We start from the raw sequence: 23296 nt of genomic DNA, 5'->3' as shown, positions 1-23296 counted from the left end.
TGTCGGTATCTGTCATTGCCCCTAAGGCCTTGGCTGAGGGAAAATGCCGGTCCTTTTTTCCGTTTCTTTTATTCACTCTCGATTCAATATCCTCAGGAGATCAGCGATGCCCAGCCGTCGTGAGCGTGCCAACGCCATTCGTGCCCTCAGCATGGATGCCGTGCAAAAAGCCAACAGCGGCCATCCCGGTGCCCCGATGGGCATGGCGGATATCGCCGAGGTACTTTGGCGTGACTACCTGAAACACAACCCGAGCAACCCCTCGTTCGCCGACCGTGACCGCTTCGTGCTGTCCAACGGCCATGGCTCGATGTTGATCTATTCGTTGCTGCACCTGACCGGCTACGACCTGTCCATCGACGACCTCAAGCAGTTCCGCCAACTGCACAGCCGCACCCCGGGCCACCCGGAATTCGGCTACACCCCTGGCGTCGAGACCACCACCGGTCCCCTGGGCCAAGGCCTGGCCAACGCCGTGGGCTTCGCCCTGGCCGAAAAAGTCCTGGCGGCGCAGTTCAACCGTCCAGGCCATAACGTTGTCGACCACCACACCTATGTGTTCCTGGGTGATGGCTGCATGATGGAAGGCATTTCCCACGAAGTCAGTTCCCTGGCTGGCACCCTCGGCCTGGGCAAGCTGATTGCTTTCTACGATGACAACGGCATCTCCATCGATGGCGAAGTCGAAGGCTGGTTCACCGACGACACGCCAAAGCGTTTCGAAGCCTACAACTGGCAGGTCATCCGCAATGTTGACGGCCACGATCCGGAAGAGATCAAGACGGCCATCGAAACGGCGCGCAAAAGCGAGCAGCCGACGCTGATCTGCTGCAAGACCACCATTGGCTTCGGTTCGCCGAACAAGCAAGGCAAGGAAGATTGCCACGGCGCCCCACTGGGTGACGCGGAAATCGCCCTGACCCGCGAAGCGCTGAAGTGGAACTACGGCCCGTTCGAAATCCCGGCTGATATCTACGCCGAGTGGGACGCCAAGGAAGCCGGCCGCGCCGCTGAAGCCGAGTGGGACCAGCGTTTTGAAGCCTACGCCGCCCAATTCCCGGCATTGGCCAATGAGCTGATGAGCCGCCTCAATGGCGACCTGCCGCTGGACTTCTCGGCCAAGGCCGATGAGTACATCGCAGAAGTGGCCGCCAAAGGCGAAACCATCGCCAGCCGCAAAGCCAGCCAGAACGCGCTGAATGCCTACGGCCCACTGCTGCCTGAACTGCTTGGCGGTTCGGCTGACCTGGCCGGTTCCAACCTGACCCTGTGGAAAGGTTGCAAAGGTGTCTCGGCTGAAGACGCCAGCGGCAACTACATGTACTACGGCGTGCGCGAGTTCGGCATGAGCGCCATCATGAACGGCGTTGCCCTGCACGGTGGCCTGGTGCCTTACGGCGCGACCTTCCTGATGTTCATGGAATACGCACGCAATGCCGTACGCATGGCGGCGCTGATGAAGAAGCGCGTGATCCACGTCTACACCCACGACTCCATCGGCCTGGGCGAAGACGGCCCGACGCACCAGCCGGTCGAGCAACTGACCAGCCTGCGTACCACGCCGAACCTGGATTGCTGGCGCCCAGCCGACGCGGTGGAATCGGCCGTGGCCTGGAAGCACGCGATCGAGCGCAAGGACGGCCCTTCGGCGCTGATCTTCTCCCGCCAGAACCTGCAGCACCAGGCGCGTACCGACGCGCAGATCGCCGCTATCAGCCGTGGTGGCTACGTGCTCAAGGACTGCATCGGCGAGCCGGAGCTGATCCTGATCTCCACCGGTTCCGAAGTGGGCCTGACCGTTCAGGCCTACGACAAGCTGACTGCCCAAGGCCGTAACGTGCGCGTTGTGTCCATGCCGTGCACCAGCGTGTTCGAAGCCCAGGACGCGGACTACAAGCAATCGGTCCTGCCGTTGCAGGTCAGCGCGCGTATCGCCATTGAAGCGGCGCACGCCGACTACTGGTACAAGTACGTGGGCCTGGAAGGTCGCGTGATCGGCATGACTACCTATGGTGAGTCGGCGCCGGCGCCAGCGTTGTTCGAAGAGTTCGGTTTCACCCTGGAAAACATCCTGGGTCAGGCTGAAGAACTGCTGGAAGACTAAGTCAGTCTGCGTTGTCTGTACTGGCGCCATCGCGGGCAAGCCCGCTCCCACATTTGGATCGCGGTCTAATGTGGGAGCGGGCTTGCCCGCGATAGCGATGGAACATATTGATCGAGAACCCCATGCCTGAACCCCGTCCCTACAAAGTTGCACTCAACGGCTACGGCCGGATTGGTCGTTGCGTCTTGCGTGCGCTGTTCGAGCGAGGGGCGGCGGCCGGGTTTGAAATTGTCGCAATCAACGATCTGGCCGACATGGCCAGCATCGAATACCTGACACGCTTCGACTCCACCCACGGCCGGTTCCCCGGCGAAGTGCGGATCGACGGCGATTGTCTGCATATCAATGGCAACTGCGTGAAAGTTTTGCGCAGTGCCACGCCCGAGGGCATCGACTGGGCGGCGCTGGGCGTCGACCTGGTACTGGAATGCTCCGGTGCCTACCACACCCGTGCCGATGGCCAGCGATTCCTCGACGCCGGTGCGCCGCGCGTGCTGTTTTCCCAGCCGATGGCCAGCGAGGCGGATGTCGACGCCACCATCGTCTACGGCGTCAACCAGGACTGCCTGACCGGTGACGAGTTGCTGGTGTCCAACGCCTCCTGCACCACCAACTGCGGCGTGCCGCTGTTGCGTCTGCTGGACCAGGCGATTGGCCTGGAATATGTGTCGATCACTACCATTCACTCGGCGATGAACGACCAGCCGGTGATTGACGCCTACCACCATGAAGACCTGCGCCGCACCCGTTCGGCGTTCCAGTCGGTGATTCCGGTGTCCACCGGCCTGGCCCGCGGTATCGAACGCCTGCTGCCGGAACTTGCCGGGCGAATCCAGGCCAAAGCAGTGCGCGTGCCGACGGTGAACGTGTCGTGCCTGGATATCACCATGCAAACCGTCAGTGACACCGATGCTGGCGAGGTCAACCGGATCTTGCGCGACGCCGCCACCAGCGGCCCGCTCAGAGGCCTGTTGGCCTACACCGAGTTGCCCCACGCCAGTTGTGATTTCAACCATGACCCGCATTCGGCCATCGTCGATGCCAGCCAGACCCGTGTTTCCGGCCCGAGGCTGGTGAATATCCTGGCCTGGTTCGATAACGAATGGGGCTTTGCCAACCGCATGCTGGATGTTGCGGAACATTATCTGCACATCGCTTCTGCAAAATCAGCCTTTCAAAATCAAGCAATTCAGGAACTGCGACCATGACCGTGTTGAAGATGACCGACCTCGATCTGCAAGGTAAGCGCGTACTGATCCGCGAAGACCTCAACGTCCCAGTCAAGGACGGTGTGGTCACCAGCGATGCGCGCATCCTTGCCTCGCTGCCGACCATCAAGCTGGCCCTGGAAAAAGGCGCGGCCGTAATGGTCTGCTCCCACTTGGGTCGTCCGACCGAAGGTGAGTTCTCCGCCGAAAATAGCCTCAAGCCTGTAGCCGATTACCTGAGCAAGGCCCTGGGCCGCGAAGTGCCGCTGGTGGCTGATTACCTGGGCGGCGTCGACGTCAAGGCCGGCGACATCGTGCTGTTCGAAAACGTGCGTTTCAACAAGGGCGAGAAAAAGAACAGCGACGAACTGGCCCAGCAATATGCTGCGCTGTGTGACGTGTTCGTGATGGATGCGTTCGGCACCGCGCACCGCGCCGAGGGTTCGACCCATGGCGTAGCCAAGTTCGCCAAGGTGGCCGCTGCTGGCCCGTTGCTGGCTGCCGAGCTGGACGCACTGGGCAAGGCCCTGGGCGCACCGGCCCAGCCAATGGCCGCCATCGTGGCGGGCTCCAAGGTGTCGACCAAGCTGGACGTGCTCAACAGCCTGAGCCAGATCTGCAACCAGTTGATCGTTGGCGGCGGCATTGCCAACACCTTCCTGGCGGCTGCTGGCCATCCGGTAGGCAAATCCCTGTACGAGCCGGACCTGCTGGACACTGCCCGCGCCATCGCGGCCAAGGTCAGCGTGCCACTGCCGGTGGACGTGGTAGTGGCCAAGGAATTCGCTGAAAGCGCCGAAGCGACCGTCAAGCTGATCGCCGACGTGGCGGCAGACGACATGATCCTGGACATCGGCCCACAAACTGCAGCGAACTTCGCTGAGCTGCTGAAAGCCTCCCGGACTATCCTGTGGAATGGCCCGGTGGGTGTGTTCGAGTTCGACCAGTTCGGCAACGGCACCAAAGTACTGGCCAAGGCAATTGCCGAAAGTTCGGCGTTCTCCATTGCCGGCGGTGGCGACACCCTGGCGGCCATCGATAAATATGGCGTTGCTGAGCAGATCTCCTACATTTCTACCGGTGGTGGCGCGTTCCTTGAGTTCGTCGAAGGCAAGGTGCTGCCAGCCGTTGAAGTGCTGGAAAGTCGAGCCAAGGGCTGAGGCCTGCGGTCTGGAAAAGGAGCATTCCCATGATCAAGCCATTCGCGCTGGTGATTGCAGCAGGCCTGTTGGCCGGCTGCGGCAGCGCGCCCAAGGCGCCGCCAGAGGCACCGGGGGCTGCGCCGCACAAGGGCTGCTACCAGGCCGACTGGCAGGCTGAAACCATGCCGGTGATCAGCAAGCGCATAGGGCCCGACGGGCTGGAGAAATACGACTCCCCGCCCAAAGGTAAGGAACAGGGTTGCCCTTGATGGGTCTGATTCACTAACCGACAGCAGTGGCGGCCCCAGGCCGCCGTTCGAGGATTGGCAATGAAAGGCGTTATCGCCCTGGCAGCACTGGCTCTACTGGCCGGTTGTGCCAACCTGAACATGTTCAACAAGGCACAACCGCAGCAAGCACCATGGACCACCTGGGTATGCGACAGCCAGGCCCAGGTGAACTGGCGGTTTGTCGATACCGACCACAAGCAGGTGGATGTGCGCCTCGGCGGCTCCGACCAGGTCTATCGCCTCAAGGAAGACGTGGCGGCCTCCGGCGCGCTGTACAGCAATGAACGGCTGGCGTTTCACACCAAAGGTGAGGAAGGCCTGGTTTACTGGGTGGCCACCGATGATTTGATCGGCCGGGGCTGCAAGGCCCAATAGAAAGAACACGGTCTCAACATAAATGATATCCAAATGTGGGAGCGGGCTTGCCCGCGAAAGCGGTGGCGCAGTTGGCGAATTCGGTGTCTGGCACACCGCGATCGCAGGCAAGCCAGCTCCCACATGATTCGGTTCCAGATTGGAATTTGGGTCAGCCCCAGTAGCAATAACGATTCAGCAGGCCAAGGCTCAACGCCTTGATCTGCAATAACTTGAATAGCAGCCGCCGCTACGGCAGGCTTGCACGATTAACGACCCTCGACCGGGAGAGACAACACAATGGCACTTATCAGCATGCGTCAAATGCTGGACCACGCAGCCGAGTTCGGCTACGGCGTCCCAGCCTTTAACGTCAACAACCTTGAGCAGATGCGCGCCATCATGGAAGCCGCTGACAAGACCGACTCCCCAGTGATCGTCCAGGCTTCGGCCGGTGCCCGCAAATACGCCGGTGCGCCGTTCCTGCGTCACCTGATCCTTGCGGCAATCGAAGAATTCCCACACATCCCGGTGTGCATGCACCAGGACCACGGCACCAGCCCTGACGTGTGCCAGCGCTCGATCCAACTGGGCTTCAGCTCGGTAATGATGGACGGCTCCCTCGGTGAAGACGGCAAGACCCCGACCGACTACGACTACAACGTGCGTGTCACCCAACAAACCGTCGCCCTGGCTCACGCCTGCGGTGTGTCGGTAGAAGGTGAGCTGGGCTGCCTGGGTTCCCTGGAAACCGGCATGGCCGGTGAAGAAGACGGCATCGGCGCCGAAGGCGTGCTGGATCACAGCCAGATGCTGACCGACCCCGAAGAAGCCGCTGACTTCGTCAAGCGCACCCAGGTCGATGCCCTGGCCATCGCCATCGGCACCAGCCATGGCGCCTACAAGTTCACCAAGCCACCGACTGGCGACGTACTGGCCATCGACCGCATCAAGGAAATCCACAAACGCATCCCCAACACCCACCTGGTGATGCACGGTTCTTCCTCGGTACCGCAAGAGTGGCTGGCGATCATCAACCAGTACGGCGGCGACATCAAAGAAACCTACGGCGTACCGGTTGAAGAAATCGTCGAAGGCATCAAGCACGGCGTGCGCAAGGTCAACATCGACACCGACCTGCGCCTGGCTTCCACCGGTGCGATGCGTCGCCTGATGGCCACCAACCCGAGCGAGTTCGACCCGCGTAAGTTCTTCGGTGCCACTGTGACTGCGATGCGTGATGTATGTATCGCGCGTTACGAAGCGTTCGGTACTGCCGGTAATGCTTCGAAGATCAAGCCTGTGTCGTTGGAAGCGATGTACCAGCGGTACTTGAAAGGTGAGTTGAACGCCAAGGTTAACTAAGCTTCAGGTGTTAATAAAAAACCCGCCTCTTCAGGCTGTGTGAAAACGCAGCCTGATTCCTGCGGGTTTTTTATAGATGCGTGAAACACCTGGCAACGCAAGGCGAAACCGCAGCAAAATCATTCTTTTCGCAACCATCCTGATTTCAACTTGCTTTTATTGCTCGCCTTCACATTTTTTTCAAAATCATCCAAGGAATATGCAGCACCACTTCCTCGTTTATAAGTACCGGCTCTTAATTGCGACAAGACCCCAGATGCCAGTTCCTCATAATTAGCGGCGCCTGTAACGCCTGGAAACTCGTCTCCACCGCGATGCCCGACTATATAACTGATTCTTTGAGCATCTGAGATGGTTTCTTCAAAGAAGTAATGATGATTAGTAAATTCAGCCCATTGTTGGTCATGCTGCTGAAGCACTTGTGTCTCTTCATAAGATAAAGGGTCTTCCGGTGTCCAACCCCCAAGAGATATAAAAAGTTTCTTTGTCGAGTCTTCAGGATTTTTAAGAAAGTCCCGGTGAGCCAAAGCCCTTGCAGTTGCAGTGCCTACATGTGGTGCTTGTACAAAATTATATTCCATGACTTTAAACCTCACCTAAATGTTAGCGAAATAAACACACTTTGTGGCTCATCCTTAATCACCAAAGACCACACAACAAAAATAAACCAACAAAAACCAAGTTAAACCTGTCAAAAGCTGCAGTCTTTAGACTCTTTCGCTATTGAGGATAAAATGGAAGAATATCGATAATGGGGACAGATCTATTTAACTAACCCACCCTTATGGGGCGTCAGTACTCTATGGAATCTAACAGATCCGTCCCCTTTACCCTCTTTATCGTTATGGCTTGTTCACTTTTTTACGCAAGTAACATTAAGGGATGTTATGCCGTAAATTTTTTGGGCGGTGCCCGCCATTTCCGCTTTTACTTTTTTTTCTGCCTCACTTGCAGACGTTGCTTTGACAGTTGAAATTGGGTTGCCAGGTAACGATATATTGCATATGTATGTATCCTCCTGTGCATGGGCTGGAGCAGACACCGCTAGGGTGCAAGCAAGGAAAGCTGCCGGGGTGAGGTTTTTTCCTGAATTTAATAACTTCGTAAGGATTGAGTTTTTCATGATTTTTCTCATCTGGATTGATCTGAGTCCTTAAGGTAGTTTTTTTTATAACTGTCTCTACTGTGAAATCTCACAGTATTGGTGGCTTTTTTATATTTTTTCGTGATTGCACTTGTGGTTAATAAGATCTGTTTGTTATGGCTGCGCTGGACCATCTGATGCGGGTTTTTAGGCAATGCAACTCTGGCCAGATTGGGCATCGATCCTCCCACGCCCGTGTAATCGGGTAGACGTATAGCAGTAAAAATGGTGCCAAAAAAGATCCGTCCCCTTTATCCTCAATGGAAAAAGCCCGCAGCGACGCGGGCTTTTTTGTAGCGATGTTTGAGCAAGCTTCCTTCGGTTGCTTTTATAGTGCTCAGAGGGATGCTTCTTATCGGACGTCTACATAATAGTAAGGCGTGTATCGACCGATGGTTGTATCGTAGATCGTCAAGTCTTGTCGTGTGCCTGAAGGTACACCTGCAAATGTTCCAGCAAAACTACCATCATAACTTGAGGTCATTTGCCCATAGAGATATCCGGTGTTGGCTTGCTGTACGTTTAGAACAGTATTTGGTGCTGCGCCTGTACCACCGACGGTAATGGTCCCGGTTGAAGTGCTTTGTGCATAGTTGATTGAAATGGTCATTGCATATTCCTTTATTAAATAAAGTTGGTGGGTGAATTAGATAAATCCCGGTTTCCAGCTTCACCCTTCCTGGGTGGTGCGAGGAGAATGATAGGGGCGTTAACTGTTGCTTTCATCTGTAAGAAATGACAGTTTTTTAGATTTTTTTGGAATGGTTGTTATTAGGAAATGTAAGTTGTGTGAGAGCGGTAAATTTGAAGTGGTATTTAAAATTAATAACAGGGTTAACTAAGCTTTAGGTATTAATAAAAAACCCGCAGAGATGCGGGTTTTTTGTGGGCAGGATTTGAAAGTATCAACCCACAGGGTTGCTGTAGTTTATTGATCGACAAGAACCTTGGGATTGGAATTACCCCACACCGTATAAAGGTCCGCCAACAACGCCCCGTTAATATCCTCTACCTCCGCCTGGGTCGTCTGCACATTCCCCTGCTTGCCAAACAACACCACCTCATCGCCGCTCTTCACGGTCGGCACGTCCGTCACATCCACCATCAGCGTGTTCATCGACACCTTGCCCACCACCGGCACGCGATGGCCATTGATCAGCACGATGCCTTTGTTGGTGAACGCCCGGCGATAGCCGTCGGAATAGCCCACGGTGATGTTCGCCAGTTTCGAATCACGCGCCAGGGTGTAGGTGCGGTCATAGCCGACGGTGTTGCCCTTGGGGTAGCTGTTGACCGAAGCCACGTGGGATTTGAACTGCATCACTCGTTTGTATTCGGTAAACGACGGCACGGTGTCGCCGAACAGCAGGCCGCCGGGGCGCACCATGTCCAGGCGGGACTCGGGCACTTCCAGGGTGGCGAAGGAGTTGGCGGCGTGCAGGGTGATTTTGCTGCGGTCCAGTTGGGCGACGTTGATCAGCCAGTTGGCCTGCTCGTTGAAGGCCTTGAGGCCGGCGCGTACGTCGGCGGCGTCTTCGACGGCGAAGTGGGTCATGATCGCCTTCACCTCCAGGTTTGGCACCTTGGTGATGGCTACGGCGTCGCGGCGGCCCTGGGCGGTGGTCATTTCCACGCCGTTGCGGCTCATGCCACTGGAGTTCAGGCCCAGGTGCACCACCAGCGGGCGGCCGTGATGCTCGGCGATCAGGCTGGCGCGCACGGCGAAGTCGAGGTTGCCCACCAGCTCTTCGACGTTGTATGGCAGCGCCGCTTCCAGTTCGCTGAGGGCGGCGGTGCGCACGCGGATCAGTTGGCCCTTGAAGCCGCTTTCGCGTACCACGCGGGCTTCTTCATTGCTGGCCACGCCCACGCAAGGCACGCCGAGCTTGATCACCGATGGCATCAGCAGGCCAATGCCGTGGCCGTAGGCGTCGGCCTTGAGCACGGCGCAGATTTTCGACTTATCGGCGAGGCTGGTTTGCAGGGTGCGGATGTTGTGTTCAAACGCGGCTTTGCTGATCTCAACCCAGGCGTTGCTGTCCTGGATATTGACCTGGGCCACCCCGTCGGTCATCGACAACGGCGGGGCCGCGAAGGCCGGGTTTTGCAGCAGAACCATGCCCATGGACAGGGCGAGTAGGGTGCGAGTGAAGGGCATTGATGAGTCTCCATGACTTTCTTATAGGTAAGCATTGCGCGTGCGCGGCGCCATACTCGAATTGTCCTACAAGAAAGTCGAGACCCAGGGTCGCGGTTCTGTCCTAAAGCGTCGTGAGAATGATCAGACTGTCAGTTGTGATCGATATCCAGCTTGGCAAACGTCACTTTGCCGCCCTCTTTGCTGTCGCCACTGTTGTCTTGCACGTACACACCGGCCTTGAAGTACAACGGCTTTTTGCCCCAGGCCGCGCCGAGGCGTTCGTTCCATTGGCCGTTGGCCGCCTCGATGCTCAACAAGCCAGCTTTGTTCAGGTGAATGACGTAGGTGAAGTTGCGCCCCAGGGGCACATTCTCGGCCACGATAATTACCCGGCCCTTGCTGTCGTCCGGGCGCATGCGCACCTTGGCGACGATGTTGCCGGTCTGGGTTTTTTCCTTGTACTGGTATTCGACTTTGACCAGCGGTTTCTGGCTGTCATAGGCGTGAATCTGGCCGATCACGATCTTGCCCGAAGAGGGCACCTGGTTGATGGCCAGGGTGGCGCGCAGGTAATTGTCGGCTTCGGGATAGGTCCAGTTGCGCAGCCGGCCGTCGGCATAGGTTTCCCGCAGTTCGCTGCGCGGGTAGATGGCGTTTTCGGTACGGGTACCGGTCACCGGGGACCAGAATTGCACGCTGCTGCCTTCGGCCTGGAAGTATTTGCCTTTGAAACCACTGAGCAGCTTGGGGGTGTCGATGGTGGCTGGCGGGGTGCCAACAGGGATGCTCAGGTTCCAGGTGGACAGATCAATCATGGGGTGCGCCTTTACTGTACGAAAGAAGGGTCAAAAGGCTTTGGCCCGTGGATTGGCGCGTTCTTTATAAGCGGCTGGTAACTGTTTGTTAACAAGTTTTAGGCGGTTTATTGGCGTCAATAGTCTGTCAAAAAGCCATCTTTCCCGTAGTCCGTGGGCTGTAGGCGCTGACCGTTAGTCGGTTGTGTGGCCTTTTGGCGCAATGATGGCATCGTCGCGCCTTCTGCTTTATTGGATCCAGGGCTAGAGTGACTCCACATTAAGTGTCCGGTTTTGTCGCAAAAATGACCGGAATGAACCCTCAAGGAAGAGATGCAGCATGGAATCCGTTCCAACCCCGGCCGACGGCTGTTCAGTGCTCCTGGTGGTCGATGACTACCCGGAAAACCTGATCAGCATGCGCGCGCTCCTGCAGCGCGACGACTGGCAGGTGGTGACGGCGGCTTCCGGCGAGGAAGCCCTGGGGCTGCTGCTCGAACGTGACGTCGACCTGGTGCTGCTGGATGTGCGAATGCCGGGCATGGACGGCTTCGAAGTGGCGCGCTTGATGCGCGGCAGCCAGCGCACCCGCATGACTCCGATCATTTTCTTGAGTGCCAATGAGCAATCGCCCGCCGCCGTGCTGGAAGGCTATGCCAGCGGTGCCATCGACTACCTGTTCAAGCCATTCGACCCGCAGATCCTCAAGCCCAAGGTCCAGGCCCTGCTGGAGCATCAGCGCAACCGGCGGGCCTTGCAGCGCTTGAGTCATGACCTGGAACTGGCCCGTGCCTTCAATGCCTCGGTGCTCGACAACGCCGCCGAGGGCATCCTGGTGGTGGGCGAAGACGGGGTGATCAGCTACGCCAACCCGGCTATTTCGCGATTGCTCAATGCCACGGTGGATGAACTGCAAGGCCGGGCGTTCCTCGGCTACCTGCAAAAACCCCATATGCCCGACTGGTTCGGCTGCGAGCTATACGCCGGCTACCTGCGCGGCGAAACCTGGCGCCTGCACGATGCGATCCTGCGTACCGCGCCCGGCCAGCAACTGCCGGTGGCGATGTCCTGTGCGCCCTTGCCCCGCGAGCAGAAGGCCATGGTGGTGACTGTGCAGGACATGTCGCAAGTACGGCACCTGCATCAGCAATTGGAGTCCCAGGCCGTCACCGACCCCCTCACCGGTCTGCTCAACCGGCGGGGTTTTTACCAGACCGTGGAGACGATCCTGCTGCGCAACGAGCGCAGCGAGCTGGCCACGGTGCTGCTGTACATGGACCTGGACGGCTTCAAGCGGGTCAATGATTCCGTGGGGCACGACGCCGGCGACCGGGTGCTGCGCTGGGTCTCGGAGCAGTTGGAGCTGTGCCTGCGCAGTTGCGACATTCTTGGCCGCCTCGGGGGGGATGAGTTTGTCGCGTTGCTGGAACTGCAATACCCGGAGCAGGCCGCCAAGCTCGCCGAACAACTGATCGAGCGAGTGTCGATCTGCCAGCAGGTAGACGGCCTGGAAGTGATGCTGGGGGTCAGTATCGGCATTGCCACTTTCCCCGATTGCGGGCGCGATCTCACTGGCCTGCTGCGCGCCGCCGACATCGCCATGTACGAAGCCAAGCGGGCAGGGCGTCAGCAATATCGCTATTACGATCAGGAAATGAACGGCCGGGCCCGCTCGCGCCTGATGCTAGAAAGCAGTGTGCGCGAGGCCATCGACAACAAGCAGGTGACGTTGGTGTACCAGCCCCAAGTGTCCCTGGTGGACGGGCACTTGCGCGGGGTCGAAGCCTTGTTGCGCTGGCAGCACCCCAGTGTTGGCGATGTGCCGCCCGGGTTGTTCCTGCCCTTGCTGGAAGAGGCGCGGTTGATTAGCCAGCTCAGCAGTTGGATCTACCACCAGGTGGCATTGGCGCGACAGGCCTGGGCCCCAGTCATGCGTGACGACTGGGTGCTCAGCGTGAGCCTGAGCAGCAGCCAGTTCAATATGCCCAACCTGGTGGCTCAACTGCAGCAGGCACTGGAGCGACATGGGCTGCACGGGCGACAACTGGAAGTGGAAATCGCCGAAGAAAGCCTGATGCACAACATTGAAGAGTCCATCAAGCAGCTCAAGCAGCTACGGCGCCTGGGCGTGCGCATAGCCTTGGATGACTTTGGTTCGGGCAACTGCTCCCTGGCGCATCTGCGTGACCTGGAGTTCGACACGCTCAAGCTCGACCCCGGCCTGGTCGCCCGCGTGCTCGGCTCGCCGCGGGAGGCGGCGCTGGCCCGCAGCATTATCGAGCTGTGCGGGCACTTCGGCTTGCTGGTGATCGCCGAAGGTGTGGAAACCCTGGAGCAATGCCACTGGCTGCAGGCCAATGGCTGCCAGTTTATCCAGGGACCGCTGGTGGCCCCGCCCCTGACGGCTGAGGATATTTGCCAGTGGCCGCAGCTTTTCGCGCTACGGGCAGGCCCTTGCTGAATTCGCTACACTGGCGGCCTCACGCCCCTGCCGTTCGAACCCATGACTGCGTTGAAATACCTCCAGGCCTATCCCGCCGCCCTGCAAGAGCAAGTGCGCCAAATGATCGCCAAGGATCAACTGGGCGACTACCTGCAACAGCGCTACCCCGAGCGTCATGGGGTGCAAAGTGACAAGGCGTTGTACAGCTACGCCCTGGCCCTGAAGCAGGAGCACCTGCGCAACGCGCCGGCCATCGACAAAGTGCTGTTCGACAACCGCCTGGACCTGACCCACCGCGCCCTGGGCCTGCACACCACGATCTCGCGGGTGCAGGGCGGCAATCTCAAGGCCAAGAAAGAGATCCGCATCGCCGCGTTGTTCAAGGACGCGGCGCCGCAGTTCCTGAAGATGATCGTTGTCCACGAACTGGCGCACTTCAAGGAATCGGACCACAACAAGGCGTTCTATAAACTTTGCGAATACATGTTGCCCGGCTACCACCAGGTGGAATTCGACCTGCGGGTGTACCTGACCTATCGCGACTTGCTAGGCGCGGCGCGGGATTGAATCGAGAGGAAGCGAGCATGGATGTCAGCAAGACCAAGAGCAGTTTCTACCGCCGCCTGTATGTGGCGTACCTGATCGATAGCCAATTGGCCAGCAGCGTCCCGGCGCTGACCGAGGTGACCGGCATGCCCCGGCGCACGGCGCAGGACACCATCGCCGCGTTGGCGGACCTGGATATCGTCTGTGAGTTCGAGCAGGAAGAGGGTGCCCGCAATCATGCCGGGCGCTATCGGATTCGCGACTGGGGGGCGATTGACCGCGGCTGGATCGAGCGCAACCTGGTGCAGGTCAAGCAGGTGTTGGGTTATCCCTGAAATTCGGTTGGCAGGCCTGGCGCTATCGCGGGCAAGCCCGCTCCCACAGGCTGATTGCGTTCAAATTTGGGAGCGGGCTTGCCCGCGATGGCGATCTCAAGCGCGCCGCATCCCAATATGCGGAATTTCATCCTCCAGGTATTCCTCCCCCTCGACCTTGAACCCGTATCTTGCGTAGTACCCCTGCAAATGCGCCTGGGCTGAGAGAAAGATCGGCGTCTGCGGCCAGATATCGTCGATCTGCTTGAGGGTTTCCTCCAGCATCTCGTGCCCCAGGCCGGTACCCCGTGCAGCCTCGGCCACCAGAACGCGGCCGATCACCACGTCGCCGCCGTGCAGCTCCGGGTCGAGCAGGCGCAGGTAGGCCACCAGTTGATTGTCCTGCCAGGCCATCAGGTGGTGGGTATCGCCCTCCAGGTCCTGGTCATCGATATCCTGGTAGACGCATTTCTGCTCGACCACAAACACCGCTGCCCGCAGACGCAAAATGGCGTAGAGCTGTTCCTTGCCCAGATCATTGTGGTGCTTGCAAACCCAATCGACAGTCATCGTTCCATCTCGCATAAAGACCTGCCTGGATAGTAATGCCCTGACCGGCGACTGTCTTGGGCGGTGGTGCAAACACCTGCAAAACCACGTTTTTTGTGAGTGGCGTCAATTTGCCATCATTGAGTGCTTTCGCGGCCGGGTTCTTTGTGTAATCTGCGGTACACCGCGAGCGATAAGCTAAAGTCAGAACCTGGAAGGATTCCCGCCAGGCGTCATCGCCCGCAAGGAACTGCCCGCTGTGCAAGGACATTAAGCATGCTGCGATTGTCTCGTGCCGTTGCTTTGATCGTATTGCTGTTGCTGGCCCCCACGGTGGCCGCGGAACGCTTGCGCCTGGTGGCGGATGCGTGGCCGCCGTTTACCGATGCGACACTGGTCAATGGAGGCCTGGCCACCGATATCGTCAGCACTGCCCTGGCGCGTGCCGGCTATGCCAGTGATTTCGAGCAGGTGCCTTGGGCGCGGGCGCTGATGGGGGTAGGCGACGGGCGTTATGACGTACTGATCAATGCCTGGTACGACGAGGCGCGCACGCAGTTGGGGCAGTTTTCCGCCGAGTACCTGCTCAACCGCGTGCGTTTCATCAAGCGCCGCGACGATTCCATCGAGTTCCAGAACCTGCAGCAACTGCACGACTATCCCGTCGCCGTGGTACGCGGCTACGCCTATTCGGCCGAGTTCGATGCCGATCCCCAACTGCAAAAAGTCCCGGTGCATAACTTCGCCATGGCCGTGCGCATGCTCGCGGCCCGGCGGGTGCGGCTGACGGTCGAGGACGAATATGTCGCGCGCTTTTACCTGGCGCGGGAATCACCCAGGGTGCGCAGTGCGGTGGAGTTTTTGCCTAAGCCCTTGAGTGAGAACAGCCTGCATATTCTGGTCAGCCTGAAAAACCCCAGGCATGAGCAGATTGTTGCCGGGTTTGATCGGGAGATTGCCCGGATGAAAGTTGATGGCAGTTATGCGCGACTGCTCAAACAGCATGGGATGTAGTGGTCTTCAGGGCCTCATCGCAGGCAAGCCAGCTCCCACATGGGAATGCATTTCAAAGGTAGGCGCTGGCTCACCTGCGATGACGGCCTAAGCCGCACTGGTTTCCTTGATCAAATGCGCCGCCAAGGTACGCAGCGGCCCCAACTGCCGACAGATCAACCCCAACTGCGTTTGCACCAGGCGCTGTGCTTCGTCGATCTCATCCGGCATCTGCTCCAGCTCCACCGCCAGCGCTTCCTCGGCATCGCTTTGCACCGCGATCGGCTGCTTGTTCGCCAGCCCCGTGGCGATTTCGTCGATGCTCGTGGCGAGGGTCTTGCCCGCGCCTTCGATCAGGTGCTCGCGCACGTCTGCTGGCAGTTGGGTATCGCGGTGCGCGCCAAGCCCCGAGAGGTAACTGAGCAAGGTGTGGGACAGCACCAGGAAGCGGAAGCCTACGTCGGCTTCCTTACGGAAATGCCCAGGCTCCATCAGCATATTGGCCAGGGTGGTGGACAGCGCGGCGTCGGCGTTGTGTGCATTGCGCCGGGCCAGGCGGTAGGCCAGGTCGTCGCTCTTGCCGGCGGCATATTGCTGCATGATCTGGCGCAGGTAGATGCTGTTGCAGGTCAGGGTGTTGGCCAGCACTTTGTTCAGGCGCCGGCCTTGCCAGTCCGGCAGGAACAGGAACACCGCCAGCCCGGCGATCAGGCTGCCGAGCAGGGTATCGAACAGGCGCGGCAGGAACAGCCCGTAGCCATCGCCCACCTGGTTGAAGCAGAACAGCACCATCAGGGTAATGGCCGCAGTGGCCAGGGTGTAGCGGGTGGTGCGGTTGATAAAGAACACCAGCCCGGCGGCGATGGCGAACATCGATTGCACCAGGGGGCTGGGGAACAGATCGAACAGCGCCCAGGCCACTGTCAGGCCGATGGCTGTGCCGACGATCCGCTGGCCGAGCTTGCGCCGCGTAGCGCCGTAGTTGGGCTGGCAGACAAACAGGGTGGTGAGGATGATCCAGTAGCCCTGGGACGGGTGGATCAAATGCACCATGCCGTAGCCGACACTCAGCGCCAGCGGCAGGCGCAGGGCGTGACGGAACAGCAGCGAAGTCGGGGTTAGTTGGGTACGCAGGCGCGTCCACATTTCCTTGAGGTTACGCGGCGAACGGTCCAGCAGGCTGCTGTCGCTGGCATCTGCCAGGCTGTCGGGGTTGCTGGCGTCACTGAGCAGGCGGTCGAGGGTCGACAGGTTGGCCGCCAGCGCGCGCAACGAACGCAGCAGCCCGCGCCAGGCCGGGTTGCTCTGGATGCGCAGGTGTTCGAGGGAGGCGTTCAGGTCGCCCAGGGCCTCGGCGAAGCTGTCGTCGTAGACGAATGGCTGGCGCAACTGGATCGACTCGGCGAGGGCCTGGCAGGCCTTGCCTTGCTGGCGCAGCAGGCGCTGGCAGCGGAACAGCACATCGCTGTGGAAGAACGCCTCGGCCAGGGCGTTGTAGGGGTAGTGGGAGGAGCTGGCGCGCTCGTGGATGTCCTGGGCCAGGAAGTACAGCTTGAGGTAGCGGCTGACCTTGGACCCCGGCCGGCCATTGCCGACACGGTGCAGGATGATTTCCTTGGCCGCATTGAGCGCCGCCACCACCCGGCCATTTTGTTGCGCCAGCTCCAGGCGCCGCGCTTCTACGTCCAGCTGGCGAATAGGCTCGAACAACGATGACTTGAGCTTGAGGTAACGCCCCAGCTCGCGAAACAGCCGGGCCAGGCTCTGTTGCACCGGCTGGTTGGAAAACATTGCCTGCCACAGCACCGACAGTGCGCCGTACCAGGCGGCACCGGCCACCAGCAGCAAAGGCTCGTGCCAGAAGTCGGTGACGGCACCGCCGCGCTGGTCCACGCCGATCATGGTGTAGACCGACAGGATCAAGGTGGCCGAGGCAATCGCGCCATAGCGCTCGCCCAACGCGCCGAGCATGGTCAGGCAAAAACTCGCCAGGGCGATGGCGATGGCAAAAATCCACGGGTAGGGAAACAGCAACTCCACCGACAGCGCCGCCACGCTGAAACACACCAGCGTTACCGCCAGCGCATTGAGGCGGCCCTGCCAGCTGTCATCGGTCTCGGCCAGGGCGCTGGCGATAATCCCCAGGAACAGCGGGATCAGCAGCGACATTTCATCCTGATACCAGCACAGCGCCATGCTGCCGGTGAGGGCGATAAACACCCGTACGCTGTAACTGAACTTATCCAGTGCCCAAAGGCGCCGCATGGACTGCTTGAACGAGGTCGAGGACATGAAGTCTGGGGTCTTCCGGGACGATGCCGCTAAATTGAGCCAGTAATGACGCCACGGCAAGCGTGGCGATCACATTCATAAGCAAAAAATATCCCAGGCACCGCAATCAACTGTAGGAGCTGGCTTGCCGGCGATAGCGGTGGGTCAACCGGCAAATGGGGCACTGATACACCGCTATCGCCGGCAAACCGGCTCCTACAGTTTGATCGAGTACATCCTTGGTTCAGGCGTACTGCGCCGCCGCATACCCCGAAGCCCAGGCCCACTGGAAGTTGAAGCCGCCCAGGTGCCCGGTCACGTCCAGCACTTCGCCGATAAAATACAGGCCGGGGCTTTTCAGCGATTCCATGGTCTTGGACGACACTTCCCGCGTATCCACCCCGCCCAGGGTGACTTCGGCGGTGCGGTAGCCTTCGGTGCCGGCCGGGACCAATTGCCAGCAGCCCAGCCGCGTGGCGATGTCCGCGAGCTCGGCGTGGGTGTACTGCTTCATCGGCTTGGACACAAACCACGTCTCGGCCAGCAGGTTGGCCATCTTCTTGGTGAAGATCTCGCCCAGCAGGGTCTTGAGCTCGCTGTTGGGGCGCTCGGCCTGTTGCTGTTGCAGCCAGGCGTGGGCGTCGTGGTCGGGCAGCAGGTTGATCTCAACCGTGTCGCCGGGCTCCCAGTACGAGGAAATCTGCAAAATCGCCGGCCCGCTCAGGCCGCGATGGGTAAACAGAATGTTCTCGCGAAAGCTCTGCTCGTTGCAGCTGACCAGGCAATCGACCGAGGTGCCGGACAGCTCGCCACACAGCTCCTTGAGCTGATCGGTGATGGTAAACGGCACCAGGCCTGCGCGGGTTGGCAGCAGTTCATGACCGAACTGCCTGGCAACCTGATAACCAAAGCCGGTGGCGCCCAGGGTCGGAATCGACAGGCCGCCGGTGGCAATCACTAGGGATTCGCAGCGCAACTCGCCGAGGGTGGTTTGCAGTTGGTAGCCGCTGTCGAGCCTGGCGATCTCCTGGATCGAGGTGTCCAGGTGCAGGCTCACGCCGGTCTGGATGCATTCGTCGAGCAGCATGCCGAGGATGTCGCTGGATTTGTTATCGCAGAACAGCTGACCGAGTTTTTTCTCGTGGTACGGCACGCCATGCTTGGCCACCAAGGCGATGAAATCCCACTGGGTGTAGCGGGCCAGGGCGGATTTGCAGAAGTGCGCATTGTGCGAGAGGAAGTTGGCCGGCTCGGTGTACATGTTGGTGAAGTTACAGCGGCCACCGCCGGACATCAGGATCTTCTTGCCGGCCTTGTTCGCATGGTCGATCAGCATCACCTTGCGCCCACGCCCGGCGGCGGTCAGCGCGCACATCAAGCCTGCGGCGCCAGCGCCAATGATCACAACTTCGGTCGAGCGCACAGCAATGTCCTCACAAAAACCTGATTTGAAATGCAATCAACTGTGGGAGCTGGCTTGCCTGCGATGGCATCAACTCGGTCAATCTGTCAGACCGAGTCGCCTGCATCGCGGGCAAGCCCGGCTCCCACATTGATTCGGTTCCTTCAACAGGAACGCGGTGTGCTTACAGGATCCGTACGCGCAACGAACGGCCCTTGATTTTGCCGTCGTTCAAGCGCTGCAACGCCTGCTTGGCGACGCTGCGCTCCACCGCCACGTAGGCCTGGAAGTCAAAGATCGCGATCTTGCCGACCTGGGCGCCCGGAATCCCGGCTTCACCGGTCAGCGCGCCAAGGATGTCACCTGGGCGGACCTTGTCTTTACGGCCGGCAGCAATGCACAACGTGCTCATCACCGGCAGCAGCGGCGCGCCGCCCTGGGACTTGAGGTTGCTCAGTTGGTCCCAGTTCAGCGGGGCCTTTTGCAGCAGTTCGATGGCCTGGGCGCGGTGCGCCTCGGACGGTGCCACCAGGCTGATGGCGATCCCGGTCTCACCGGCACGACCGGTACGGCCGACGCGGTGGATGTGGATTTCCGAATCGCGGGCCAGTTCGACGTTGATCACCATGTCCAGCGAGTCGATGTCCAGGCCGCGGGCCGCCACGTCGGTGGCCACCAGTACCGAAGTACTGCGGTTGGCGAACATTGCCAGCACCTGGTCACGGTCGCGCTGTTCCAGGTCGCCATGCAGGCCGACCGCAGAAATGCCCTTGGCGGTCAGGTGATCCACGGTTTCCTGCACTTGCTGCTTGGTAAAGCAGAAGGCCACGCAAGAGGCCGGACGGAAGTGCGACAGCACCTTGGTCACTGCGTCCATGCGTTCTTCCGGGGAGATTTCGTAGAAACGCTGCTCGATCTGCTCATCGGAGTGGAACGCTTCGGCCTTGACCTGCTGCGGCGCGCGCATGAATTTGGACGCCAGTTGCTTGATGCTCACCGGGTAGGTGGCCGAGAACAGCAGGGTCTGGCGACGGGCCGGGGTCTTGCTGATGATGTCTTCGATGGCGTCGTAGAAACCCATGTCGAGCATGCGGTCGGCCTCGTCGAGGATCAGCGTGTTCAAGCCGTCCAGCACCAGCGAACCCTTGCGCAGGTGTTGCTGGATGCGGCCAGGGGTGCCGACGATGACGTGGGCGCCATGTTCCAGGGAGGCGATCTGCGGGCCGAGGGACACGCCGCCGCACAGGGTCAGCACCTTGATGTTGTCTTCGGCGCGGGCCAGGCGGCGGATTTCCTTGGCCACCTGGTCTGCCAGCTCGCGGGTCGGGCACATCACCAGGGCCTGGCAACCGAAGTAGCGCGGGTTGATCGGGTTCAGCAGGCCGATACCAAAGGCAGCGGTCTTGCCGCTGCCGGTCTTGGCCTGGGCGATCAGGTCCAGCCCCTTGAGGATCACCGGCAAGCTTTGCGCCTGGATCTGCGTCATCTCGGCATAACCCAGCGAGTCGAGGTTAGCCAGCATGGCGGCGGAGAGCGGCAAAGTATTAAAAGCGGTGGCGATGGTGGTCACGGGACTGGCTCTGCAAAACAAAATGTCGCGCAGTGTACCAGCCCCGTGGGAATTTCCCTGCAAGTTCTAGACGAGTCGCTGCTTAATGCTCAATGTCGTGCTCGCGGCTGACCACCCGTTTGCCGTCTTTTGGCGACAATTGCAGGAAGATCGCCGCCGCCAGCATCGCCATGATGCCCACGGTGAGGAACGTCAACTGGAATGCCTCAAGCACCGTATTGACTCCATCGTTACCGGCTTGGGCAGTAAACCCGCCAAGCAGGGCACCGGCGCAGGCCACCCCCAGGCTCAGGGCCAGTTGCGCCACCACCGACAGCAGGCTGTTGCCGCTGCTGGCCTGGGCGTCGTCGAGGTCGATCAGGGTCACGGTGTTCATCGCGGTAAATTGCAGGGAGTTGATCGCCCCCAGCACTGCGAGCATTGCCAGCAGCAGCGGGTACGGCGTCTGCTCGCTGACCAGACCCATGCTCGCCAGCATGATCCCCAGCGCCAGGGTGTTGCCGGTGAGCACGATGCGATAGCCCAGGCGTTCGATCAGCGGCCGGGCGATGGACTTGGCGAGCATGGCCGCCGCCGCCAGGGGCAACATGCTCATCCCCGCCTGGGACGGCGAATAGCCCAGGGCGATCTGCAACAACAGCGGTACGAGGAACGGCAGGGCGCCGCTGCCCAGGCGCGCGAACAGGTTGCCGAGAATGCCCACGGCAAAGGTCCGGGTCTTGAACAGCACCGGCGAGAACAGTGGGTTTTCGATATGCCCGGCGCGCAGCCAGTAGGCCGCCAGGCACGCCATGCCGCCGAACAGCAGCAACATCACGCGCAAATGCGGCAGGTGCAGCTCACCCAGGCCTTCCATGGCAATGGTGATCAGCACCATCGCCGCGCCAAACAGCAAAAAGCCCAGGCTGTCGAAGCGTGTTCGCTCGCTGCCGCGCAGGTCGGGGATGAACTTCCACACGGCGTAGCAGCCGATCATGCCTACCGGCAGGTTGATCAGGAAGATCCAGTGCCAGGTCAGGTATTGCACCATCCAGCCGCCCATGGTCGGGCCGAGCAAGGGGCCGAGCAGGCCGGGGATGGTGATAAAGCCCATGATCCGCACCAGCTCCGAGCGCGGGTAGGCGCGCAGCACCACCAGCCGGCCGACCGGCAGCATCAGCGCACCGCCCAGGCCCTGGATCACCCGCGCGCCCACCAGCATGGTCAGGCTGCTGGACAGGGCGCACAGCAGCGAGCCGATGCTGAACAGCATGATCGCGCCAAAGAAAATCTTCTTGGTACCGAAACGGTCGGCGATCCAGCCCGAGGCCGGGATCAGCAAGGCCACGGTGAGCATGTAGGCGATGATCACGCCCTGCATGCGCAGCGGGTTTTCCGCCAGATCCTCGGCCATGGCGGGCAGTGCCGTGTTGAGAATCGTGCCGTCGAGCGACTGCATGAAGAAGGCAATCGCGACCACCCAGGGCAACCAGCGGGCAGTCTTGGCATCGAGCACGACACGATTGGGCATGGGATCCCTTTTTGTTAGCAGGCTATGTGTTGCCGATTATGCGCTAACCTCCGCCGGTTTTCCCACTGGCGGTTCGTCTATATCTGACAGGGGAACGTCTTTACCCACCAGGAAATCGATCAACGCCCGGTGCACCGCCAGCGCCGCCTCCCGCGACTCCAGGTCGAGCAAATGGCCGGTGTGCTCGGCGCTGGCGAAGCTGCTGCGGCCCACGTACTGCTTGAACAGTTGGGCTTCATTGGCCGGGGTGTATTCGTCCAGGGTGCCGTTGAGAAAATGCACCGGGGTTTCGATCTGGCGCAATTGCGGCAGGTAGTTGCCATCGCCCAGGGCAAGCACCTGATGAATATGAAAGCGCGCCTGGCGGTATTCGGTGGTGGCCATGGTCGACAGGTGCCGATGGTTATTGCGCTTGAGCCGGCTGGAGAGGAATTTGCCGACGGTTTCATTGAGCAGGTGGCCGACGGCGGACTTGTCATCGGCCTCGATCAGCACCCGCACGCGCTCCACGTATTCGAGCATCGCCTGGTTGAGATTGGGCGCCAGGGCCATCACCACCGAGCTTTCGATAGAAGGCGGGTTGCGCGCCAGGGTCAGCAGGGTCGAGATGCCACCCCAGGAGGCCGACACCAGGTGGTTGACCTGGAAACGCTCCACCAGCGCCCGCAGGATCTCGACTTCGTCGTCCTTGGTCACCAGGTCCAGATCGGCGTTGTGGGGGCGCGAATAGCCGGAAAACGGCAAGTCGAACATCAACACATTGAAATGCTCGGCCAGGCACTTGCTGGTGCGGGCGAATGAGCGGGTGGTGGACAGCGCGCCATTGACCAACAGCACGGTCTTGCGTTGCGGATCGTTACCCAGTTGCTCTACGTGAACGTTGTAGTGCTTGAACAACTTATCAATGACAAAACTTCCTTGGTACATGTCAACGCTCCGGCTCGCCCTATCCCGGGCGAGGTCATGCATCGCTTGCGCGCAAGCGGGTTGAAAGGTGGCGGGATGCCACCAACCGTTATAACGAGGTTTTGGAGTGTCGACAACAGCCCGCCAACCAACGGGGTGCGGCAAGGGACGGTTCATCAGAACCCAGGGTATTCCCCTGTAGGAGCCGGCTTGCCGGCGATCAGGCCCGGGAGCCTGACGGCGATCTTCTG

General features: G+C 60.0%; 21 protein-coding genes. 10 read left to right on the top strand and 11 right to left on the bottom strand.

Translation table 11 applies throughout. The annotated features are described in order from the left end of the window. The first annotated feature begins 106 nt into the window (after positions 1-106). The 6 genes from tkt (at position 107) to fba (ending at position 6463) form a co-directional block, all read left to right on the top strand. Positions 107-2104, top strand: a complete 1998-nt coding sequence (gene tkt, locus HBO05_RS18120; protein WP_169953622.1) for a transketolase — start codon at positions 107-109, stop codon at positions 2102-2104. 122 nt (positions 2105-2226) lie between these two features. Further along, positions 2227-3312 (top strand): erythrose-4-phosphate dehydrogenase, encoded by a 1086-nt coding sequence (gene epd / locus HBO05_RS18115; protein WP_172313614.1) that lies wholly within the window; start codon positions 2227-2229, stop codon positions 3310-3312. Further along, positions 3309-4472 (top strand): phosphoglycerate kinase, encoded by a 1164-nt coding sequence (locus HBO05_RS18110; protein WP_057440234.1) that lies wholly within the window; start codon positions 3309-3311, stop codon positions 4470-4472. The genes epd and HBO05_RS18110 overlap by 4 nt, the downstream gene beginning before the upstream one ends. Positions 4473-4501: 29 nt before the next feature. Beyond that, a complete protein-coding gene (locus HBO05_RS18105) occupies positions 4502-4723 on the top strand; it encodes a hypothetical protein (protein WP_169953628.1) in 222 nt (73 codons plus the stop codon). Positions 4724-4783: 60 nt separating this feature from the next. Then, the gene (locus HBO05_RS18100; RefSeq protein ID WP_169953630.1) at positions 4784-5119 is read left to right on the top strand and encodes an MliC family protein; all 336 of its coding nucleotides are present in this window, start codon (positions 4784-4786) and stop codon (positions 5117-5119) included. 279 nt (positions 5120-5398) lie between these two features. Further along, positions 5399-6463, top strand: coding sequence for a class II fructose-bisphosphate aldolase (fba, locus tag HBO05_RS18095; RefSeq protein WP_029297347.1), 1065 nt, complete (start codon positions 5399-5401; stop codon positions 6461-6463). Positions 6464-6582: 119 nt separating this feature from the next. Here fba and HBO05_RS18090 read toward each other — a convergent pair whose 3' ends face one another. The 5 genes from HBO05_RS18090 to HBO05_RS18070 form a co-directional block, all read right to left on the bottom strand. Beyond that, on the bottom strand, positions 6583-7044 hold the full coding sequence (locus HBO05_RS18090; protein WP_170057599.1) for a hypothetical protein: 462 nt from the start codon (positions 7042-7044) through the stop codon (positions 6583-6585). Between the two features lie 272 nt (positions 7045-7316). Further along, the gene (locus HBO05_RS18085) at positions 7317-7586 is read right to left on the bottom strand and encodes a hypothetical protein (protein WP_169953634.1); all 270 of its coding nucleotides are present in this window, start codon (positions 7584-7586) and stop codon (positions 7317-7319) included. A 373-nt stretch (positions 7587-7959) separates the two neighbouring features. Beyond that, positions 7960-8217: a hypothetical protein gene (locus tag HBO05_RS18080; protein WP_169953636.1), complete on the bottom strand. Its 258-nt coding sequence runs from the start codon at positions 8215-8217 to the stop codon at positions 7960-7962. A gap of 318 nt (positions 8218-8535) precedes the next feature. Continuing rightward, entirely contained in the window at positions 8536-9765 is a 1230-nt protein-coding gene (gene alr, locus HBO05_RS18075; RefSeq protein ID WP_169953638.1) for an alanine racemase, read from the bottom strand. Positions 9766-9896: 131 nt separating this feature from the next. Then, complete coding sequence (locus tag HBO05_RS18070) at positions 9897-10562, bottom strand: polysaccharide lyase family 7 protein (protein ID WP_170042173.1); 666 nt, start codon at positions 10560-10562, stop codon at positions 9897-9899. Between the two features lie 319 nt (positions 10563-10881). On the opposite strand from HBO05_RS18070, the gene HBO05_RS18065 reads away from it, so the two are divergent. Genes HBO05_RS18065 through HBO05_RS18055 form a run of 3 tightly spaced genes read left to right on the top strand, consistent with a single transcriptional unit; the run spans position 10882 to position 13865 of the window. Continuing rightward, on the top strand, positions 10882-13002 hold the full coding sequence (locus tag HBO05_RS18065) for an EAL domain-containing protein (RefSeq protein WP_169953642.1): 2121 nt from the start codon (positions 10882-10884) through the stop codon (positions 13000-13002). A 42-nt stretch (positions 13003-13044) separates the two neighbouring features. Then, positions 13045-13551 (top strand): M48 family metallopeptidase, encoded by a 507-nt coding sequence (locus HBO05_RS18060; RefSeq protein WP_172313612.1) that lies wholly within the window; start codon positions 13045-13047, stop codon positions 13549-13551. A 17-nt stretch (positions 13552-13568) separates the two neighbouring features. Next, a complete protein-coding gene (locus tag HBO05_RS18055) occupies positions 13569-13865 on the top strand; it encodes a winged helix-turn-helix domain-containing protein (RefSeq protein ID WP_170042176.1) in 297 nt (98 codons plus the stop codon). A gap of 96 nt (positions 13866-13961) precedes the next feature. On the opposite strand, the gene HBO05_RS18050 is transcribed toward HBO05_RS18055, so the two are convergent. Next, entirely contained in the window at positions 13962-14414 is a 453-nt protein-coding gene (locus HBO05_RS18050) for a GNAT family N-acetyltransferase (protein ID WP_169953647.1), read from the bottom strand. A 255-nt stretch (positions 14415-14669) separates the two neighbouring features. On the opposite strand from HBO05_RS18050, the gene HBO05_RS18045 reads away from it, so the two are divergent. Further along, on the top strand, positions 14670-15407 hold the full coding sequence (locus HBO05_RS18045; RefSeq protein ID WP_169953649.1) for a transporter substrate-binding domain-containing protein: 738 nt from the start codon (positions 14670-14672) through the stop codon (positions 15405-15407). Positions 15408-15494: 87 nt separating this feature from the next. Here HBO05_RS18045 and yccS read toward each other — a convergent pair whose 3' ends face one another. From yccS to HBO05_RS18020, 5 genes are all read right to left on the bottom strand, one after another. Continuing rightward, positions 15495-17678 carry a YccS family putative transporter gene (gene yccS, locus HBO05_RS18040; RefSeq protein ID WP_169953651.1) on the bottom strand — a complete coding sequence of 728 codons (2184 nt, stop codon included), beginning with the start codon at positions 17676-17678 and terminating at the stop codon, positions 15495-15497. A gap of 223 nt (positions 17679-17901) precedes the next feature. Further along, positions 17902-19080, bottom strand: a complete 1179-nt coding sequence (locus tag HBO05_RS18035; RefSeq protein ID WP_169953653.1) for an NAD(P)/FAD-dependent oxidoreductase — start codon at positions 19078-19080, stop codon at positions 17902-17904. A 163-nt stretch (positions 19081-19243) separates the two neighbouring features. Next, complete coding sequence (gene dbpA, locus HBO05_RS18030) at positions 19244-20581, bottom strand: ATP-dependent RNA helicase DbpA (RefSeq protein ID WP_232545553.1); 1338 nt, start codon at positions 20579-20581, stop codon at positions 19244-19246. Between the two features lie 130 nt (positions 20582-20711). Beyond that, positions 20712-22139 (bottom strand): multidrug transporter subunit MdtD, encoded by a 1428-nt coding sequence (mdtD, locus tag HBO05_RS18025; RefSeq protein ID WP_172313610.1) that lies wholly within the window; start codon positions 22137-22139, stop codon positions 20712-20714. 36 nt (positions 22140-22175) lie between these two features. Further along, entirely contained in the window at positions 22176-23066 is an 891-nt protein-coding gene (locus tag HBO05_RS18020) for an alpha/beta hydrolase (RefSeq protein WP_170042178.1), read from the bottom strand. Positions 23067-23296 lie beyond the last annotated feature (230 nt).

The sequence above is a fragment of the Pseudomonas sp. WS 5079 genome, assembly GCF_012985465.1.
Taxonomy (GTDB): Bacteria; Pseudomonadota; Gammaproteobacteria; order Pseudomonadales; family Pseudomonadaceae; genus Aquipseudomonas.
Note: the sequence above shows the minus strand (reverse complement) of the source record. Positions and strands in the feature narration are given on the sequence as shown.

Bases quoted from the DNA above. Each gene is read 5' to 3' on its own strand.
- dbpA (WP_232545553.1), bottom strand. From the start codon at position 20,581: ATGCTGGCTAACCTCGACTCGCTGGGTTATGCCGAGATGACGCAGATC.
- HBO05_RS18085 (WP_169953634.1), bottom strand. From the start codon at position 7,586: ATGAAAAACTCAATCCTTACGAAGTTATTAAATTCAGGAAAAAACCTC.
- HBO05_RS18020 (WP_170042178.1), bottom strand. From the start codon at position 23,066: ATGTACCAAGGAAGTTTTGTCATTGATAAGTTGTTCAAGCACTACAAC.
- HBO05_RS18105 (WP_169953628.1), top strand. From the start codon at position 4,502: ATGATCAAGCCATTCGCGCTGGTGATTGCAGCAGGCCTGTTGGCCGGC.
- mdtD (WP_172313610.1), bottom strand. From the start codon at position 22,139: ATGCCCAATCGTGTCGTGCTCGATGCCAAGACTGCCCGCTGGTTGCCC.
- fba (WP_029297347.1), top strand. From the start codon at position 5,399: ATGGCACTTATCAGCATGCGTCAAATGCTGGACCACGCAGCCGAGTTC.
- HBO05_RS18090 (WP_170057599.1), bottom strand. From the start codon at position 7,044: ATGGAATATAATTTTGTACAAGCACCACATGTAGGCACTGCAACTGCA.
- HBO05_RS18065 (WP_169953642.1), top strand. From the start codon at position 10,882: ATGGAATCCGTTCCAACCCCGGCCGACGGCTGTTCAGTGCTCCTGGTG.
- HBO05_RS18080 (WP_169953636.1), bottom strand. From the start codon at position 8,217: ATGACCATTTCAATCAACTATGCACAAAGCACTTCAACCGGGACCATT.
- HBO05_RS18050 (WP_169953647.1), bottom strand. From the start codon at position 14,414: ATGACTGTCGATTGGGTTTGCAAGCACCACAATGATCTGGGCAAGGAA.
- alr (WP_169953638.1), bottom strand. From the start codon at position 9,765: ATGCCCTTCACTCGCACCCTACTCGCCCTGTCCATGGGCATGGTTCTG.
- HBO05_RS18060 (WP_172313612.1), top strand. From the start codon at position 13,045: ATGACTGCGTTGAAATACCTCCAGGCCTATCCCGCCGCCCTGCAAGAG.
- epd (WP_172313614.1), top strand. From the start codon at position 2,227: ATGCCTGAACCCCGTCCCTACAAAGTTGCACTCAACGGCTACGGCCGG.
- HBO05_RS18055 (WP_170042176.1), top strand. From the start codon at position 13,569: ATGGATGTCAGCAAGACCAAGAGCAGTTTCTACCGCCGCCTGTATGTG.
- HBO05_RS18045 (WP_169953649.1), top strand. From the start codon at position 14,670: ATGCTGCGATTGTCTCGTGCCGTTGCTTTGATCGTATTGCTGTTGCTG.
- HBO05_RS18110 (WP_057440234.1), top strand. From the start codon at position 3,309: ATGACCGTGTTGAAGATGACCGACCTCGATCTGCAAGGTAAGCGCGTA.
- tkt (WP_169953622.1), top strand. From the start codon at position 107: ATGCCCAGCCGTCGTGAGCGTGCCAACGCCATTCGTGCCCTCAGCATG.
- yccS (WP_169953651.1), bottom strand. From the start codon at position 17,678: ATGTCCTCGACCTCGTTCAAGCAGTCCATGCGGCGCCTTTGGGCACTG.
- HBO05_RS18100 (WP_169953630.1), top strand. From the start codon at position 4,784: ATGAAAGGCGTTATCGCCCTGGCAGCACTGGCTCTACTGGCCGGTTGT.
- HBO05_RS18070 (WP_170042173.1), bottom strand. From the start codon at position 10,562: ATGATTGATCTGTCCACCTGGAACCTGAGCATCCCTGTTGGCACCCCG.